11 protein-coding genes are annotated in these 18694 nt (G+C 67.6%); 5 read left to right on the top strand and 6 right to left on the bottom strand.

Translation table 11 applies throughout. From position 1 onward, the window contains the following. Positions 1-23 precede the first annotated feature (23 nt). A complete protein-coding gene (locus QPK29_RS19650) occupies positions 24-2405 on the bottom strand; it encodes a GspE/PulE family protein (RefSeq protein WP_371770820.1) in 2382 nt (793 codons plus the stop codon). Continuing rightward, positions 2405-3307, bottom strand: a complete 903-nt coding sequence (locus tag QPK29_RS19645; protein WP_056136751.1) for an MBL fold metallo-hydrolase — start codon at positions 3305-3307, stop codon at positions 2405-2407. Before QPK29_RS19645 ends, QPK29_RS19650 begins: the two co-directional genes overlap by 1 nt. Positions 3308-3517: 210 nt before the next feature. On the opposite strand from QPK29_RS19645, the gene QPK29_RS19640 reads away from it, so the two are divergent. The 5 genes from QPK29_RS19640 to QPK29_RS19620 all read left to right on the top strand — a co-directional run bounded on the left by QPK29_RS19640 (position 3518) and on the right by QPK29_RS19620 (position 13945). Continuing rightward, positions 3518-5137 (top strand): HD domain-containing phosphohydrolase, encoded by a 1620-nt coding sequence (locus QPK29_RS19640; RefSeq protein ID WP_371770819.1) that lies wholly within the window; start codon positions 3518-3520, stop codon positions 5135-5137. Next, positions 5134-7362 carry a CHASE2 domain-containing protein gene (locus tag QPK29_RS19635; RefSeq protein ID WP_371770818.1) on the top strand — a complete coding sequence of 743 codons (2229 nt, stop codon included), beginning with the start codon at positions 5134-5136 and terminating at the stop codon, positions 7360-7362. Before QPK29_RS19640 ends, QPK29_RS19635 begins: the two co-directional genes overlap by 4 nt. 188 nt (positions 7363-7550) lie before the next feature. Beyond that, positions 7551-9119 carry a ShlB/FhaC/HecB family hemolysin secretion/activation protein gene (locus QPK29_RS19630; RefSeq protein ID WP_371770817.1) on the top strand — a complete coding sequence of 523 codons (1569 nt, stop codon included), beginning with the start codon at positions 7551-7553 and terminating at the stop codon, positions 9117-9119. A gap of 10 nt (positions 9120-9129) precedes the next feature. Then, positions 9130-13197: a two-partner secretion domain-containing protein gene (locus tag QPK29_RS19625; protein WP_371770816.1), complete on the top strand. Its 4068-nt coding sequence runs from the start codon at positions 9130-9132 to the stop codon at positions 13195-13197. Next, the gene (locus tag QPK29_RS19620) at positions 13163-13945 is read left to right on the top strand and encodes a FecR family protein (RefSeq protein WP_371770815.1); all 783 of its coding nucleotides are present in this window, start codon (positions 13163-13165) and stop codon (positions 13943-13945) included. Before QPK29_RS19625 ends, QPK29_RS19620 begins: the two co-directional genes overlap by 35 nt. Before the next feature lie 164 nt (positions 13946-14109). Here QPK29_RS19620 and QPK29_RS19615 read toward each other — a convergent pair whose 3' ends face one another. From QPK29_RS19615 to QPK29_RS19600, 4 genes are all read right to left on the bottom strand, one after another. Further along, positions 14110-15927: a PhoH family protein gene (locus tag QPK29_RS19615; RefSeq protein ID WP_371770814.1), complete on the bottom strand. Its 1818-nt coding sequence runs from the start codon at positions 15925-15927 to the stop codon at positions 14110-14112. 221 nt (positions 15928-16148) lie between these two features. After that, a complete protein-coding gene (locus tag QPK29_RS19610) occupies positions 16149-16646 on the bottom strand; it encodes a peroxiredoxin (protein ID WP_267873886.1) in 498 nt (165 codons plus the stop codon). Positions 16647-16682: 36 nt separating this feature from the next. Continuing rightward, positions 16683-17624 (bottom strand): polysaccharide deacetylase family protein, encoded by a 942-nt coding sequence (locus QPK29_RS19605; protein ID WP_056136761.1) that lies wholly within the window; start codon positions 17622-17624, stop codon positions 16683-16685. Positions 17625-17633: 9 nt separating this feature from the next. Beyond that, positions 17634-18674: a bifunctional UDP-4-keto-pentose/UDP-xylose synthase gene (locus tag QPK29_RS19600; RefSeq protein WP_056136763.1), complete on the bottom strand. Its 1041-nt coding sequence runs from the start codon at positions 18672-18674 to the stop codon at positions 17634-17636. Positions 18675-18694 lie beyond the last annotated feature (20 nt).

Below are 18694 nucleotides of genomic sequence, written 5' to 3'. Positions count from 1 at the left end.
TGTAGTGAGTTGCGGTTGGCAGGTCATTTGATACAGACGGCACGCACCATCTTGATGTCGGTGACGCCGCCCAGGATCTTCTCGATGCCGTCCATTTTCAGGGTCAGCATCCCGTCCTCCAGCGCGGCCGCGAGCAGGTCGGCCACGCGCGCGTGCTCGGTCAGCAGGCGCTTGATATGCTCGCTGCCCAGCATCAGTTCATGCAGGCCGACGCGCCCGCGGTATCCCTTGTTGCACTCGGCGCAGCCCACGGCGCGGTACAGCGTGAAGCGCCCCGAAGCGTCGCCGTGGCGCTGGCGCCAGCCGGCCAGCACGGCCGCGCGCGCGGCCTGCGGGTCCGTCTTGTACGAGGCCTGGCCGCGCAGCTCTTCGCAGTACTCGTCGAGCAACGCCTCCACCTCGGCGTCGTCCGGGCGGTAGGGCTGGCGGCACGCGGTGCACAGGCGGCGTGCGAGGCGCTGCGCCAGGATGCCCAGCAGGGCGTCGGCGAAATTGAATGGGTCCATGCCCATGTCGAGCAGGCGCACGACCGATTCGGGCGCGCTGTTGGTGTGCAGGGTCGAGAACACGAGGTGGCCCGTCAGCGAGGCCTCGATGCCCGTGCTGACGGTCTCGCGGTCACGCATCTCGCCGACCATGATCACGTCCGGATCGGCGCGCAGGAAAGCGCGCATGACGGTGGCGAAGTCGAGGCCCGTCTTGCGGTTGACCTGCACCTGGCGCAGGCCCTTCTGGGTGATCTCGACCGGGTCCTCGGCAGTCCAGATCTTGGTTTCCGGCGTATTCAGGTGCGCGAGGATCGAGTGCAGCGTCGTCGTCTTGCCCGAGCCGGTCGGCCCGCACACGAAGAACAGGCCGTATGGCTTGGCGACGGCGGCCTTCAGGCGCCCCAGGTTGTGCGGCAGGATGCCCAGGCTGTCGAGCGGGATCGGTTCGCCGGCCTGCAGGATGCGCATCACGACGTCCTCGACGCCGCCGCTGGACGGGATCGTCGCCACGCGCAGTTCGATGTCGAGCGGACCGTATTTGCGGAAGCGGATCTTGCCGTCCTGCGGCTTGCGCCGCTCGGAGATGTCGAGGTCGCACATGATTTTTACGCGCGCGACGAGGGCGTTGCGGTAGCTGGCCGGAATCTCGATGTACGGTACGAGCACGCCGTCCTTGCGGAAGCGGATGCCCGTCTTGCCGCGGCCCGGCTGCGGTTCGATGTGGATGTCGGACGCGCCCTGGCGGTGCGCGTCGACGATGATCCGGTTCAGCAGCTTCACCAGTTCGTTCTCGACGGCGGCCGAGACCTCGGTGCTGCCGCCCTCCGTCTCCTCGTCCGGATCGCCTTCCTCGTCCAGGTGCGACAGCAGTTCGCCGACACTCCCTTCGTCGGCCACGGGGGCGCCGAAGAACTGGGTCCCCGTAAGGCGCAGGTCGTGCCGGGTCGTCACGCGCCACGCGATGCGCGCGCGGCCGAACACCTGCGCGGCGATGTGGCTGGCGGCCACCCGCTCCGGGTCCAGCGCCATCAGCACGAGGCCGTCGGGACCATCTTCCAGCGGCAGCCAGCCGTGTTCGAGCGCGTATTGCGGCTTCAGGTTGCGCAGCAGCTCGACGGGCTTCACGCGCTCGGCGCGGAACGCTTCGTAGGGCAGGCCGCAGTACGCCGACAGCGCCTCGCCGATCTGGCCCGGCTTCAGGTGGAAGTCGGACAGCAGCACGTCCTCGATGTCGGCATCGCGCTCGCGCGCGAGGCGCGTGGCCAGTTCCAGTTCCTGCACGGCGAGGACCGCGCGCGTGACGAGGGCATCGTAGCGGCCGCGCGGCAGCGGGGCGCGCAGGCGCTGGCTGAACGCGACGGCCAGGGTGTCGCACAACTGCTTCACGCCGTCGAGGCACAGCTGGGGGAAGGGGCCGCCGGCGCGGTGGTTGATGAACTGGATGACGCCGAGCAGCGCACCGCCCGCGTCGATCAGCGGCGCCACCAGCATCTCGCGCGTGCGGTAGCCCGTGCGCTGGTCGACGCCGCGCTGGAAGCGCAGCGTGGGCGCCAGGCGGCGCAGCTCGGCCTCGTCGTAGACGTCGGCGATGTTGACGGTCGCGCGCGCCAGCGCCGCGAAGCCGGCGATGGAGCCGGGACCGATCGGCAGCTGCAGGTGGCGGATTTCGGACAGGCCGGTCTTGACCTTGGCGACGAGGGCGTCCTGCGCCGGCGTCACGGCGTACAGGGTAAAGCGGTCGGCATCGAACAGGTCGCAGAAGTCCTGGCCCAGGTCGAGCATGATCTGGTCCAGGTTGGCGGTGGCGTGGATCCTCGTGGTGATCGCCTGCAGGCGGCGCTGGAAGTCGAGGCGCCGCGCCGTGTCGTCGGGCGCGCGCCGGTCTCCCTTGCGCTGTTCCACGAAGTCCCCGCTCATCAGAGCTCCACTTCCAGGCCTTCGAAAGCCAGCGTCACGGCGAGGCCGTTCAACCGGTCCCGCCAGCGCGCGACGGCCTGCGCGAACACCGCTTCCAGCTCGTCGTCCGAGCGGGTCGGCTCGTGGTGGGTGCAATACAGGCTGCGCGCGCCGACCTTCAGCGCCAGCGCGATGGCGCCGTCGAACGTGCCGTGGCCCCAGCCCTGCTTGGCGGGATATTCCTCGAACGTGTACGAACAGTCGGCGACGAGTGCGTCGACGCCTTCCATGGCGCGCTCGATCTCCCGCTCGCGCCGCTCGATCTCGCGCTGGGCCGCGTCGTAGGCCGCGCTGCCGGGCGCGTGCGGGTTGAAGAACGCTTCGTGGTCGCCCGTGAAGAACATGGCGCGGCCGTTGCATTCGACGCGGTAGCCGAGGTTCGTCACGGGGTGGTTCATCACGACGTTGTGCACGACCACGTCGCCCACGGCGTGCGGCACGCCGATGTCCAGGGTCCGGTAATCGATGGTGGCGTCCATCCGTTCCTCGCTGACGGGGAAGTAGCTGTTCTGCAGCTGCACACCCATCACATGCTCGATGCCCTGGCCGGTGACGGGATCGTGGGCGCCGTGCAGGCAGACCCGCGTGCCCTTCACGAACAGCGGCGTGAAGAAGGGCAGGCCGTGGATGTGGTCCCAATGGCTGTGCGTGATGAAGATGTTGGCGCGCACGGGCGCGCCGTCTTCCGCGCGCCGGCGCATCAGGTCCTGGGCGAGCGCGTAGATCCCGGTGCCGGCGTCCAGCACCACGAGGGTGCCGTCGTCGCCGCGCACCTCGATGCACGTGGTGTTGCCGCCGTAGCGCACGGTACGCGGCCCGGGGGACGGGATCGATCCGCGTACTCCCCAGAATCTGAATTTCATTGGGACTCCCCTTGCTGTGCAGCCTCGTCGTCTGCTCTGTTTTTTGTCGCGGCCAGGCCAGCACCGTTGCAATATATGTCAGATCATAACGTTTATTTGTAACTGATTATCTGGAATTTGCAATTATGCATCGGTTGGTGTACAGCAGGGCGTAATGACGTTACACTGTGGTAGAATTTCACAGCGGCAACTAATGTGGCGATACATCACATGCAAGAGCTCACCCCGGCCAATATCGTGGAGCGCCTCGACCTGCTCACGGAGGTCAGTGTCGCCCTCGGCGACGGCCATGACATCGGCACCTTCCTCGACCGCATCCTGAAGGTCGCCAAGAGCATGACGCATGCGGACGGCGGCACGCTGTACCGCCCGAGCAGCGACGAGCGCAGCCTGTGCTTCCACATCTCGCTGAACGACACGCTGGACCTCTACCAGGGCGGCGCCAGTGGTGTGTCCATCGACCTGCCGCCGATTCCCCTGTACGACCAGCACGGCAACAAGAACCTCGCGTCGGTGGCGGCCTATGCGGCCAACTTCCACCAGTCCGTGAACATCGCCGACGTCTACAGGGCCGACGTCTTCAACTTCTCGGGCATGCGTTCGTTCGACCAGACGTTCGGCTACCGGTCCAAGTCGATCCTGACGGTGCCGATGACGAACCACGAGGGCGAACTGCTCGGCGTGCTCCAGCTGATCAACGCGAAGGACCGGGACACCGGCGAGATCGGCGCATTCTCCGACACCGACCAGCGCTTCATCGAGGCGCTGGCGGCGCAGGCGGCCGTCGCGCTCACGAACCAGCAGCTCGTCGTGCAGATGGAACAGCTGCTGGAAGCCCTCGTCAACCTGATCAACATCGGCATCGACGAAAAATCGCCGTACACGGGCCGCCATTGCCAGTTCGTGCCGGAGCTGACGATGATGCTGGCCGAGGCCGTGCACGAGACGCCCCTCGGGCCGATGGCGTCGTTCCGCATGAGCGACCGCGACCGCCGCGAACTGTGGCTGGCCGGCCTGCTGCACGACTGCGGCAAGATCACGACGCCGGTCCACGTCGTCGACAAGGCGACGAAGCTGGAAACGATCTTCGACCGCATCCACATGATCGACACGCGCTTCGAGGTGCTGCTGCGCGACGCCGAGATCCGCGCGCTGAAGGCGCAATGCCAGCCCGGGGCGAACCGCGCCGCGATCGCCGACCGCCTCGCGTCCGAGCAGGCGCGCCTGCGCGCGGACCGCGACTTCCTGCGCCAGGCGAACATCGGCGGCGAAGGCATGTCGCCGGACGACCAGGAGCGCGTGCGCCGCATCGCCGCGGTCCGCTGGACGGGGCCGGACGGCCGGGAACGGGACTTCCTCGACGAGGACGAAGTACGCAACCTGACCGTGCGCTTTGGTACACTCAACGACGATGAACGCAAGATCATCAACAACCACATCGTCGTGACGATCCGCATGCTCGAATCCCTGCCCTGGCCGAAGCACCTCAAGAACGTCCCGGAATACGCCGGCGGCCACCACGAGCGCATGGACGGCAAGGGCTATCCGCGCGGCCTCACGCGCGAGCAGATGTCCGTGCAGGCGCGCGTGATGGCCATCGCCGACATCTTCGAGGCCCTGACGGCGCGCGACCGCCCGTACAAGAAGGGCAAGTCGCTGTCCGAATCGCTGCATATCCTGGGCAAGTTCGCCCTCAACGGCCACATCGACCCGGACCTGTTCGACATCTTCGTGCGCCAGAAGGTGTACCTGAAATTCGCGCGCAAGAACCTGGATCCGTCGCAGATCGACCACGTCGACGAGGCGGCGATCCCGGGCTACACGCCGTGAAGCTGCTGCGCCGCTACGGCGCGCGCTGGGCACTGGGGCTGGCGCTCACGCTTGCCGCGCTGGCCTACGTGATGGGCATGTGGAGCAGCCACGCGATCGCGCGCCAGGACACCATCATCGGCGATGTGCGCATGCGCCTGGAGGCGCCGGTGCTCGATCCGCGCATCGTCATCGTCGACATCGACACGAAGAGCCTGGGCGAGGTCGGGCGTTTTCCCTGGAGCCGCAACGTGCTGGCGAAGCTCGTCGACCAGCTGGCCGGGCATTACGGCGCCGCCGCGATCGGCTTCGACATCTCCTTTCCCGAGCCGGACACGAGTTCCGGCTATGCGGTGCTGGACCGCCTGGCGGCGCACGAGCTGAAGGACGTTCCCGCGCTGCGCGCGCAACTGGCGCAGCTGCAACCGGCGCTCGACTACGACGGGCTGTTCGCGAAAGCGCTGCAAGGCCGGCCCGTCGTGCTGGGCTATAACCTGGCCGACGTGAAGCGGGGCGTGCTGCCGGCGCCCGCGTTCACGGCGGCCGACCTGCGGGGGCGCGAACTGGTCGCCTACGCGGCGGACGGCTACGAGGCCAACCTGGCGCGCCTGCAGGCGGCCGCGCGCGGCGCCGGCAGCTTCACGGTGATCTCCGACGACGACGGCATGGTGCGATCCAGTTCGCTGCTGCAGCAGATCGGCGACGGCTACTACCCGTCGCTGGCGCTGGCGACGGCCGCCGTGTACCTGGATGCCGGCAAGCTGACGCCGGACTTCGGCAAGTACGATGCGGACAGCGGCGCCGCCGACGCCATCCGCGTGGTGGGAACGCGCGGCAAGCGCCGCATCCCGGTCGGCCTGGGCCTGCTCACGGCCGTGCAGTTCCGCGGCACGGGCGGGCCGCAGGGCGGGGCGTTCCGCTACGTGTCGGCGGCGGACGTGCTGGCGGGACGGGTGGACCCGCGCGTGCTGAAGGGCGCGATCGTGCTGGTGGGGACGACGGCGCCCGGCCTGCAGGACTTGCGCGCCACGCCCGTCAACAAGGAGTACCCGGGCGTCGAGGTGCACGCCAACGTCATCAAGTCCATCCTCGACCAGCACTACAAGACGCATCCCGATTATGCCTCCGGCATCGAGTTCGCGCAGGTGATCGTCGTCGGGCTGGCGTTGTCGCTGCTGCTGCCGGCCCTCGCGCCGCTGGCGGCCGTGCTCACGTCCGGTTTCGCCTTCGCGGCCGTCGTGGGCCTCAACTGGTACGCCTACCGTGCGCTCGACTGGACGACCGACATGTTCATCTGCCTGTTGCTGGTGGCCGTGCTGTTCGTGCTGAACCTGGCGTGGGGCTGGTTCTTCGAGCACCGCAAGGGCCGCGCGCTCGTCTCGCGCTTCGGCGAATACGTGGCGCCGGAACTGGTCGCGCAGATGGCCGAGAATCCCGAAGCCTATACGATGGAAGGCGAAAGCCGCGAGCTGTCCGTGATGTTCGTCGACGTGCGCGGCTTCACGACGATCTCGGAAGGCCTGTCGCCGAAGGCGCTGCGCGAGTACATCAATCTCTATCTCACGGCGATGTCCGAGGACATCCGCGGCAGCCACCAGGGCACGCTCGACAAATACATCGGCGACGCCGTGATGGCCTTCTGGGGCGCGCCCGTCGCCTTCGCCGACCACGCGCGCCGCGCGGTGGCCACGTCGCTGCTGATGCAGGCCAGCGCGGCGCGCCTGAACGAGGATTTCCAGCGGCGCGGCTGGCCCCCGCTCGCGATCGGCATCGGCATCAACTCGGGCCTGATGCACGTGGGCGACATGGGTTCCGCGATCCGCCGCGCCTACACGGTGATGGGCGACGCGGTGAACCTGGGCTCGCGCCTGGAAGGCATCACGAAGGTGTACGGCGTCGGGATCGCGGTGGGCGAGGCGACGCGCCTGGCCGCCCCCGAATTCGTCTACCGCGAACTGGATCTCGTCCGTGTAAAAGGCAAGAACGAGCCGGTGGCGATCTTCGAACCGCTCGGCAAGCCGGCCGATCTCGATCCCGCCGTGCTGGACGAGCTGGCCGCGTGGGATGGGGCGCTGGCCAAGGTGCGCGCGCAGGACTGGGATGGCGCGCAAGGCGCGATCGCGGCGCTGCACGCGGCGCATCCGCAGCGCGCGCTCTACACCCTGTACCTGGAACGGATCGCGCACTGGCGTGCGGACCCGCCGGGGGCAGGGTGGGATGGCGTGACGACGTTCGAGACCAAGTAGCGCCCGCGCAACGTCCTTACCCGTAATCCCCCCATCCCATGGGGAAGATGCCTGATTTTTCCTGATTTTTCTCTCAGGCAAGGAAAACCTCTTTACACTCGTGACAAACCGAAGTTTTCCTTTCGGCGGCATTGCCGCAGGCCCGGGGATGCATGGGCCAGAACAATAACGATATGGTCATCCACAACATGAAACTACGCTTGGCACGCCTGGTCGCGGGCTCGGTGCTGGCTGCCGCCGTCGGCGCCGCCTGGGCCGACGATGCGATCCGGTTCGAGATCAGCCGCTTCGATGTGAGCGGCAATACGCTGCTGCCCGCAGCCGACGTGCAGGCCGCCGTCGCCCCGTACACGGGCACGGGCCGCGATTTCGGCGACGTCCAGCGCGCGCTGGAAGCGCTCGAGGCGCTGTACCACGCGCGCGGCTGGAACGTCGTCACCGTCCAGTTGCCGGAACAGGAACTCAATGGCGGCGTCGTGCGCCTGCACGTGGTGCAGACGACCGTGCGCCAGGTCGAGGTGACGGGCAACCGCTGGTTCTCCGAGGCGAACGTGCGCGCGAGCCTGCCCACGCTGGTCCCGGGTGCGACGCCCAACCTGGCCGAGGTGTCGCGCAACCTCCGACTCGTCAACGAGAACCCGGCGAAGAAGGTCAAGCTGAGCCTCGCCGGTGCGAACGGCGAAGACGCGGTCGACGCGAAGGTCGAAGTGGCCGATGAGCGTCCGTGGAAGGTGATGTTCAATGCCGACAACACGGGCACCGAGTCCACCGGCCAGACCCACGCCGGCGTGCTGCTGCAGCATGCGAACCTGTGGGGCCGCGACCACGTGGGCACCCTGCAGTACACGACGACGGCCGAGCGCCCGGACCGCGTGGCCGTGTGGGCCGCCGGCTACCACGTGCCGCTGTACGCGCTGGGCGATTCGATCGACCTGTTCGCGAGCTATTCGGACGTCGACTCGGGCGCCGTCAACGCCGGCCTGTTCGACCTCGCCGTGAGCGGCAAGGGCACGGTCTACGGCGGCCGCTACAACCACGTGCTGCCCAAGCGCGGCAACCTGGAGAGCCGCATCGTCCTTGGCTTCGACGTCAAGGCCTACCGCAACAACGTCGTCTTCGGCACGCAGAACTTCGGCAACGATGTCACCGTGCGCCCGCTGAGCATCGCCTGGGCCGGCGGCCACGCGACGGCCGACGGCCAGGCCGATTTCTCCATCGCCCTGCTGCAGAACGTGCCGGGCGGCTCGCGCGGCAGCGCGGACGACTTCGCGGCCGTGCGCAGCGGCGCCAAGGCAGGCTACCGCATGGTGCGTTTCGCGGCCGCCTTCACCAACTTCGTGGCACACGACTGGCAGACGCGCGTGCTGCTGAACGGCCAGTGGACGCACGACGCGCTGGTGCCGGGCGAGCAGTTCGGCGCCGGCGGCGCGACATCCGTGCGCGGCTTCGGCGAGCGCGATCTCGCGACGGACACGGGCATCGTCTCCAACATCGAACTGTACACGCCCGACCTGTGCGGCCGCGCGGGCTGGCAGTGCCGCCTGCTCGGCTTCTACGACACGGCCTGGGGCGAGCGCAATCGCGCACTCCCGGCCGAGCTGCATCGCACCGCGATCTCCAGCACGGGCCTCGGCCTGCGTGTCTCGGCGGGCGGCGCGGCCAGCGTGCAGCTCGACTACGGCCACGGCCTGCACGTGGGCCAGGTGGCGGCCACCAGCAGGAACAAGCTCCACGTGCGCGTGGCGCTCGCGTATTGAGGATCCATCCATGACTTCTTCCATCCAAAGACGGCTCGGTGCGCTGCTGCTCGCGGCGTGTTACTGCGCCACCGGTTCCGCCGCGCCCACGCTGCCGCAGGTCGTCGCGGGCCAGGCGACGTTCAACCAGCAGGGCAACGTGTTCTCGATCACGAACACGCCCGGCGCGATCATCAACTGGCAGAGCTTCAATATCGGCGCAGGCGAGGTCACGCGCTTCATCCAGCAGGGCGCGGACAGCGCGGTGCTGAACCGCGTGCTGGGCCAGGACCCGACGAAGATCCTCGGCGCGTTGCAATCGAACGGCAAGGTCTTCCTGATCAACCCAAACGGCATCCTGTTCGGCCAGGGCGCGCGCGTGGACGTGAACGGCCTCGTGGCCTCCACGCTGGACATCGGCGATGCCGACTTCCGGGCGGGCCGCAAGCGCTTCCAGGCCGGCACCGTCGCGGGCAGCGTGCGCAACGAAGGCACGATCGCGACGCCGTCCGGCGGCCAGGTCTTCCTGATCGCGCCGCACGTCGAGAACACGGGCATCGTCACGGCGCCGGACGGCGACGTCATCCTCGCGGCGGGCCACAGCGTGCAGCTGGTGGATTCGAACGATCCGGACCTGCGTGTGGAGCTTTCCGCGCCGGCCGGACAGGCCATCAACCTGGGCCAGGTGATCGCGCAGGGCGGCCGCATCGGCATCTACGGCGCGCTCGTGAACCAGCGCGGCGTCGTCAACGCGGACAGCGCCGTCATGGGCGCGAACGGCCGCGTCGTCCTGAAAGCGACCCGCGCGGTCGCGCTGGACGCGGGCAGCGTGACGCGCGCTGCCGGTAGCGCGGGCGCGGACGGCGGCACGGTGCAGGTGCTGGGCGAGCAGGTGAATGTCGCCGCCGGCGCGGGCGTGGATGCGAGCGGCCGCAATGGCGGCACGGTGCTCGTCGGCGGCGGCTGGCAGGGCGGCGGCGGCATCATGCGCGCGCAGACCACCAGCGTCGCGAAAGGCGCCGTCATCCGCGCCGACGGCAGTGCCGGCAACGGCGGCAAGGTCGTGCTGTGGTCCGACGGCGCGACGGCGGCGCACGGCGTCGTGTCCGCGCGCGGCGGCGCGGCCGGCGGCAAGGTCGAGACGTCGGGCCATGCGCTCGACGTGGACGGCATCGCGGTCGACGCCTCCGGCAGCAAGGGGAAGAACGGCACGTGGCTGCTGGACCCGTACGACATCGAGGTCGTGGCGGACGGCACGGCGGGCACCGACAACGTCACCCGCGTGGCGCCCGCCACGTTGACGGCCCCGGGCACGGACGTCGTCCTGCAGGCGGAGCACGACCTCACCATCACGGACGCGCTGGACGCGGCCGCCAGCGTACGCGCGACGGCGGGCAACGACATCCGCATCAACGCCCAGGTGAGCGCGGGCGGCGACCTCGATTTCCGCGCGCAGAATGCGTTCACGCTGGGCGCCAACGGCCTGCTCAAGACCGGGAACTACATCGACATCAGCGCCAACCGGATCACGCTGGCGGGTGGCATCGCCGGTACCGGCCAGTTGCCGATCCTGACCCTGACGTCGGCCGATCCGGGCCGCGCCATCAGTATCGGCACGGGCACCGGCAGCACGGGAGCGCTGGCGCTGGACGCCGCATCCCTGCAGCGCCTGAGCACCAACCTGTTCGAGATCAACGTGGGCAACAGCGTGCACAAGGGCACCGTGTCCGTCGACAGCGCGCTCTCTGCGGCGACCAACGTGGTGCTGGAAAACGCCGGCGACATCCACATCGGCGCGCCCGTCGACCTGACCGCGAACGCGGGCAGCCGCTTCATCGCGAGCCAGTATGCCGATGGCGGCCGGATCGACGTCGCGGGCGGCGTGAAGGCAGCGAAATCCGTGCTGCTGCAGGGCGACCAGCTCGCCATCGGCGCGACCGTATCCGCCGACAAGGTCACGCTGCAGCCCAGCAGCGCGGGCACGCACATCAGCATCGGCGGCACGGGCCAGTCCGACGGCTTCATGATCGGCCAGGCGGCCCTGTCCAATGTGCGGACGAACGATCTCACGATCGGCGGGCTGGCCGGCGGCTGGGGCGGCATCGACGTCGACGGCGCCGCGAGCTTCGCGGGCGCGAAGCTGACCCTCGATGCGGGCGCCGGCGAGCTGGCGATCAAGGAAGCGTTGGGCGCAACCGGCACGCTGGCGCTGGCGTCGACCGCGCGCATCTATGAACTGGACCTCGGCACCGTCAGGGCGGGCAACGTGGCGCTGCGCGGCGGCCAGGTGATTCTCACTGGTGCCAACGAGATCGGCACGCTGTCCGGCAGTGCGGGCGGCGACACGTTCCACGTCGTCAACCGGGGTGCCGTGCGCATCGGCACCGCCGACGGCATGAGCGGCATCGCCGCGCAGAACGCCAGCGTGCAAGTCATCACCGGCGGTCTCCTGGCGCTCGATGCCGGCATCGCCGGCGCCGACGCGACCCTGGACGCGGCGGGCATCGCGGGCAGCGGACTGCTGCAGGCCGGCACGCTGACGCTGAAGTCCAGCGCCGGCATCGGCACCACGACGAGCCCGCTCAAGACCCGCACCGGTGTCCTGACGGCGTCCAACCAGGGCACGGGCAGTCTTCCGATCAACATCGCCAACGATGGCCCGCTGCTGCTGCGCCGGGCCGTGCAGGATGGCGCGGGCAATGGCGGCGCGATCGCCATCGACAGCGTGGGCGGCATGACCGTGCCCTTGTTCGATGTCGAGAACGGCGCCGGCGAAGTGCGGACCAACAGCGGCGACATCAGCCTCACGACGCACAGCCCGCTGACCATCGACGGCCGCGTGGCGACGACGAGCGGCAACGTGCGTCTCTTCGCCGACAATGGCGGCGTCCTCAAGATCAGCGACAGCGCCAGCGTGATGTCGGTCACCGGCAACGTCACCATCACGGCAGGCACCACGGAGATCGCGCCGAACAGGGTCACGGGCGCGCACGTCGACATCACTTCCACGAACGGTGGCACCACGACCCCGCCGCCGACGCCGACACTCGACGCCTGCCTCGCCGACCGCACCGCGGCCGGCTGCGCGCCCGTGCTGGCGGCCGCGCTGCAGGCCTGCACGGCGAATCCGTCCGCCCCGCACTGCGGCGAGATCATGCCGACGTACGAGACGTGCTCGGCCCAGCCCACCGCGGCGGGCTGCGGTGCCATCATCAAGGAACACGATGCGATCACCGCGTGCATGGCCGACCCGAAGGCGCCGGGCTGCACGACCACGCTGCCCGTGTACGACGTCTGCAAGACGGCGCCGGCGACCTATGGCTGCGCGGTCGTCATCAAGGAACACGACGCCATCTCCGCCTGTATCGCCGATCCGAAGGCGCCGGGCTGCACGGCGACCCTGCCGCCGCTGGACCAGTGCCGCGCGGACGGCAGCGCCTACGGCTGCGCGGCCGTGCTGGCGCGCGCCCGGTTCGACGCCTGCCTCGCGAATCCGGCCGGCGCGGGCTGCGGCGACGTCCTGCCGAAACTGGACGTGTGCAAGCTGACGCCGTCGCTGGAAGGTTGTACGCAGGTGCTGGCGCTGGGCTTCCAGGCCTGCCTCGCGAACCCGCACGATGCGAGCTGCAGCGGCATCCTGCCCACGCTGACGCAATGCCAGGGCAATACGAAGCTGCCCGGCTGCGACGCCGTGCTGCCGACCCTGGCGCAATGCATCGGCAGCCCGAGCCTGCAGGGTTGCGACGTGCGCCTGCCGAGCCTCGCGGTGTGCGCGGCGGCGCCGAACACGGCGGGCTGCGAAGCCGTGCTGCCGACGGCGTCGTTCTGCAGCACGCATCCGGGCGATGCCGTCTGCGTGGTGTTCGGCGGCAGCGCCGGCGCCGGCCAGGACGCGAAGGGCACGCCGGTGGCCCAGGCGGTACAGACGGTCGTCCAACTCATCAACACGTCGACGCCCACTGTCTCCGGCAGCGGTGCCGACAAGAGCGACAAGGACGCGGCGGCCGCCAAGCCGGGCGAACGCCTGTCGGGCCTCGCGCAAGCGGAACAATCTGGAGTCAAGAATGAAAAACCTGCGACCAAAATGTACTGCAATTGAGGCGCTGGCGCGGGTCATGCTGTGCGCCGTGCTGCTGTTCGGCGCAGGCGCGGCATGGGCAGGGCAGGCCGTGGGCATCGTGGAGCACCTGAGCGGGCCGCTGATGGACCGCAAGGCCGACGGCACCGTCAAGATACTCGCAGCGAGGTCGGAAGTGGAGAGCGGCGACACGCTCGTGGCGGAGAAGAACACCTACGCGCAGATCCGCTTCATCGACAACAGCGAGATCACGCTGCGACCGGGCACGACCTTCAAGATCGACAACTTCGCGTATGACGCCGACAAGCCGGAAGCCGACAGCGCCGCATTCAGCCTCGTGAAGGGCGGCCTGCGCTCGATCACGGGCCTGCTGGGCAAGCGCAACAAGGAGAAGTTCCAGCTCAAGACGCCGGCCGCCACGATCGGTATCCGCGGCACGACGTTCATCGCGCAGTGGGTCGAAGACGCGGCCGCGGCGAAGCAGGCGCCGGGGCCGGTCACGCCCGGTCTCGCGCCCGACCTGGCGCCGGGTCTGCACGTGGCCGTCCTGGACGGCATGATCGTCGTGACGAACCCCGGCGGCGCCCAGCATTTCCAGGCCGGCCAGTTCGGCTTCGTGCCCAACATGACCGTGCCGCCGATCGTGATCCCGCAGAATCCGGGGCTGAAGTTCACTCCGCCGCCGACGTTCAATATCGGTACGGGTGGACCGCTGGCGTCGCAGGGGCCTGCGGCGCAGCAGAACAAGGTGGATTGCATCGTGCGCTAAGCCGCACGGCAAAACAACGTCGCCCCTGCGCAGGCAGGGGCCCAATTTTGCAAGCGCTGCGGTAACGCCAGCAAAATTGGGTCCCCGCCTTCGCGGGGACGACGGTGAAAAAAAAGCCTGTGCACCTTTCGGCGCACAGGCTTTTTTATCGGGGAAGTCGACCGTTACAGCACGTCGCTCGCGTGATCCGCCAGGCGCGAACGCTCGCCGCGCGCCAGGGTCACGTGGCCGCCGTGACCCCAGCCCTTGAAGCGGTCGACCACGTACGTCAGGCCGCTCGAGCCCTCGGTGAGGTAAGGCGTGTCGATCTGCGCGATGTTGCCGAGGCAGAGGATCTTCGTGCCCGGACCCGCGCGCGTGACCAGCGTCTTCATCTGCTTCGGCGTCAGGTTCTGCGCCTCGTCGATGATGAGGAACTTGTTCACGAACGTGCGGCCGCGCATGAAGTTCAGCGACTTGATCTTGATGCGCGAACGGATCAGGTCCTGCGTCGCCGCGCGGCCCCAGTCGCCGGCGTCGCCGTCGCCCTTCATCAGCACTTCCAGGTTGTCGTCGAAGGCGCCCATCCACGGCGACATCTTTTCTTCCTCGGTGCCCGGCAGGAAGCCGATGTCTTCGCCGACGGGCACCGTCACGCGGGTGACGATGATCTCGTTGTAGACCTTCGTCTCCAGCACCTGCGCGAGACCGGCGGCCAGCGCCAGCAGCGTCTTGCCCGTACCGGCCTGGCCGAGCAGCGAGACGAAGTCGACTTCCGGATTCATCAGGAGGTTCAGCGCGAAGTTCTGCTCGCGGTTGCGCGCCGTGATGCCCCACACGTTGTTCTTGTTGCTGGAATAGTCGCGCAGGGTCTGCAGCACGGCGGTCTTGCCGTTGATCTGCTTGACCTGGGCGTACAGCGGCGCTTCGCCGTTCTTCGGTTCCAGGTACACGAACTGGTTGACGAGCAGGGTCGGGATCAGCGGACCCGTGATGCGGTAGAACGTGGACGAGTAGCCGCCCTTGATCTCCTGCCACGATTCGACGCCCTTGCCGTGCTTCGTCCAGAAGTCGTCCGGCAGCTGGACGATGCCCGAGTACAGCAGGTCGGTGTCTTCCAGCACGTGGTCGTTGAAGTAGTCTTCGGCGGCCAGGCCCAACGCACGCGCCTTGATGCGCATGTTGATGTCCTTCGACACCAGCACGATCGCGCGGCCCGGCTGCTCCGCTTCCAGCGCGCGCACGACACCGAGGATCTGGTTGTCGGCCTTGCCGGACGGGAGACCCTCCGGCAGGGCGGCGCCGTTCAGGCGCGTCTGGAAGTGCAGGCGGCCCTTCGCATCCTTGTTGCCCAGCTTGGCCAGCGGGATGCCGGTCTCGATGGCGTCGTCGTCGACATTGGCGATCAGCGCGTCCAGCGTACGCGAGACCTGACGTGCGTTGCGCGCGACCTCCGACATCCCCTTCTTGTGGTTGTCGAGTTCTTCCAGCGTCATCATCGGCAGGTAGACGTCGTGTTCCTCGAAGCGGAACAGCGAGGTCGGGTCGTGCATCAGCACGTTCGTGTCGAGCACGAACACCTTCGTGGTGCCCGACGTGTCGGCCTTGCGGCTCGCTTGCGACTTGACGTTGATCTCGACCGGCTTGTGCTTGGCCGGATGCGGTTCGTTCATGTCGCTCTCGCGCAGCTTGGCGCCGGCGCCTTCGGCCTTCGCCTTGCCGGGTTTCGCAGGCTTTTCGCCGCGTGCGGGCATCGGGGGCGTGGGTGGCGCAGCCACCGGCGTGTCTTCGCGCGCGGGCGCCTCGGCCAGCAGGGCGGCCTTCGACTTGCGCGGCTTCGTCGCCTTCGGGGCCGGCACGGCCGGGCCGCTGATCAGGTCTTCGACGGGGTCGTTTTCCGCTTTCGCGGTTGCGCGCACAGGCGTCTTGCCCGGTTCGGCCCTCGGGTAATCCTTGGCCAGCAAAATGGTTGCCGGCTTGGTGGGGAGTTTAGGCAGTGGCATCAGGTTCTCAATCCAGAAAAAAAGTCGGAAAAACGCACCGCACGGCACGCGCGCGCCGCCGGGCAGACAGATGCAACTGGGGGGAGCTGCGAGGCGCCGGCGAGCCCAGACGGGGGCCCTGGCCGGCAGCCAGATTGGAATGATGCGGTGAGGTAAAACAGTGACTCAAAATAGGCGAACGCTCGGCTAAAGGTTTGTAAGAACCATCGCCAGCCCGCTCTTCAAGGCTGGCTTTGTAGAAATTCCAGCACTTCTTGGACGTGATCATTGACTTTCACGCCACGCCATTCTTTCACCAACTTGCCGTCAGCGTCAATGACAAACGTACTGCGCTCGACCCCCCGCACTTTTTTGCCGTACATATTCTTCATCTTCATGACGTCGAACTGGGTGCACACGGCTTCGTCCGGATCGGAAATCAGTTCGAAGGGCAGGCCCAGTTTGGTCTTGAAGTTTTCGTGCGAGCGCAGGGAATCGCGGCTGATGCCGTAGACGTCGGTGTTCAGCGCCTTGAATTCGTCGTAGCGGTCGCGGAAGTTCATCGCTTCCGTCGTGCAGCCGGGAGTATTGTCTTTGGGATAGAAGTACAGCACCGTGTAGCGCGCGGGGCGACCGTTCAGTTGAAAAGTCCGGTCGCCGGTCATCGGCGCGCTGAAATTCGCCAAGGGCGCGGCGGCGCCGTCTGCGGTTGCGGGTGCTGCGGTTGGGCTTTCGGCCACGGTTTTCTCCTGTCTCGCGGCCCTAGCACCGCGTGCTTACATAGTCTTGTCGAGGATGATCAGTTCGCCCGATCGTCCCGGTAACTCGCCCCACTGGACCGGATGCTCGGGCAGCGGGTCGCCTTTTATCTTCTCATAATAGTCCGCCATCGAGGCAAGTCGGTAGCCCTGGGCTTTCCAACCTGACAACAGCTGCTCGAATATGGGGGCGAGTTTCTGTCCTTCAAGCTCTGCGTGCAAGGTATACACGTGGTCGCGTTGCGGATCCGCCGTCAGCTTGAGCAAATGGGCGGCGATATTGTTCTCGTCGATGACGGTGCCGTCGATCTCGCGGCCCAGCAGCTCGTCCAGCGTGGGCAGCGTGGTGGGCATCTGGATGTGCGACAGGCCCCGGTAGCGGTACGGGCCGAACTGCGGATCGGCCAGCGAGCCATCGTCGCGCAACTGGGCGCGGCCGTCCGACGCGTAGCGGTAGCCGACGGCGTCATGACGGGCGAAGGCATGCGGGTTCATTTGCCAGCCCGCCGCGCCGTGCGTGTGCGGCGGCTCGCCGAACACCTGCGTATAGCGCTGCTCGCTCTTCTTCATCATGCGGTCCGTCCACGCGGCATCGCGCCCGCGCACGTTGTCCTGCCACCAGACGTGGTCCCACGTGTGGATGCCGCATTCGAAGCCGGCATCGCGCGCGGCGCGCATCTCGGCCGCCGCCTTCGCCCCGATGTCCGGGCCGGGCAGCAGCACGCCGTACATCAGCGTCCTGACGCCGTAGTGTTCAACCACGGACGTGCGCGACACCTTCTGGAAGAAGCCGGGACGCAGCGCGCGCCGCATCGCCCATCCGGTGTGGTCGGGGCCCAGCGAAAACAGGAACGTCGCCCCGGCCCCGTGCTTGCTCAGCATGCGCACGAGGTTGGGCACGCCTTCGCGCGTGCCGCGGTAGGTGTCGACGTCGATCTTGAGGACGAGCAGCGGTGCCAAGGTCGTTCCTTAATCGACGAGGGCCTGGGCCGCCGCGACCTGGCCGCGGTAGGCGTCGAAGATGTGGCGCAGCGCGTCCGCCATCGTCACGGTCGGTGCCCAACCGAGATCGTTCTTCGTGTTCTCGATCTTCGGCACGCGGTTCTGCACGTCCTGGTAGCCGGTGCCGTAGTAGGCGCCCGAGCTGGTCTCGACGATCTGCACCTTCTGCGCGCCGGCCGCGTATTCCGGGTACTCGGCCGCGAGCTTCATCATCATGTCGGCCAGTTCGCGGATCGAATAATTGTTGACCGGGTTGCCGATGTTGTAGATCTGGCCGGTGGCACGGCCATCCTTGTTCTCGATGATCTTCATGAGCGCCGCGATGCCGTCGTCGATGTACGTGAACGCGCGCTTCTGGTGGCCGCCGTCGACGAGCTGGATGGTCTCGCCGCGCACGATGTGGCCGAAGAACTGCGTCAGCACGCGCGACGAACCTTCCTTCGGCGTGTGGATGGAGTCCAGGCCGGCGCCGATCCAGTTGAACGGGCGGAACAACGTGAAGTTCAGGCCTTCCATGCCGTAGCCCCAGATCACGCGGTCCATCAGCTGCTTCGCGCAGGCGTAGATCCAGCGCGGCTTGTTGATCGGGCCGTAGACAAGTTCCGAGTTCTCCGGATCGAATTCGGCGTCGCGGCTCATGCCGTAGACTTCCGACGTCGACGGGAAGATCAGGTGCTTTTTATATTTCGCGGCCGAGCGGACGATCGGCAGGTTCGCCTCGAAGTCCAGTTCGAAGACTTTCAGCGGCTCCTTCACATACGTCGACGGCGTCGCGATGGCGACCAGCGGCAGGATCACGTCGCATTTCTTGACGTGGTACTCGACCCATTCCGTGTTGATCGTGATGTCGCCTTCGAAGAAGTGCATGCGCGGATTGTCCAGTAGGTGCGCGATGCGGTCGGACGCCATGTCCATGCCGTAGACTTCCCAGTCGGTCGTCTCGAGGATGCGCTTGGACAGGTGGTGGCCGATGAAGCCGTTGACGCCGAGGATGAGGACTTTTTTCATGTGGGTTTTCCTGGATGCTT

The organism is Massilia orientalis (assembly GCF_030411975.2).
Classification (GTDB): domain Bacteria; phylum Pseudomonadota; class Gammaproteobacteria; order Burkholderiales; family Burkholderiaceae_D; genus Telluria; species Telluria orientalis.
This window is presented reverse-complemented; position numbering and strand designations above follow the sequence as displayed.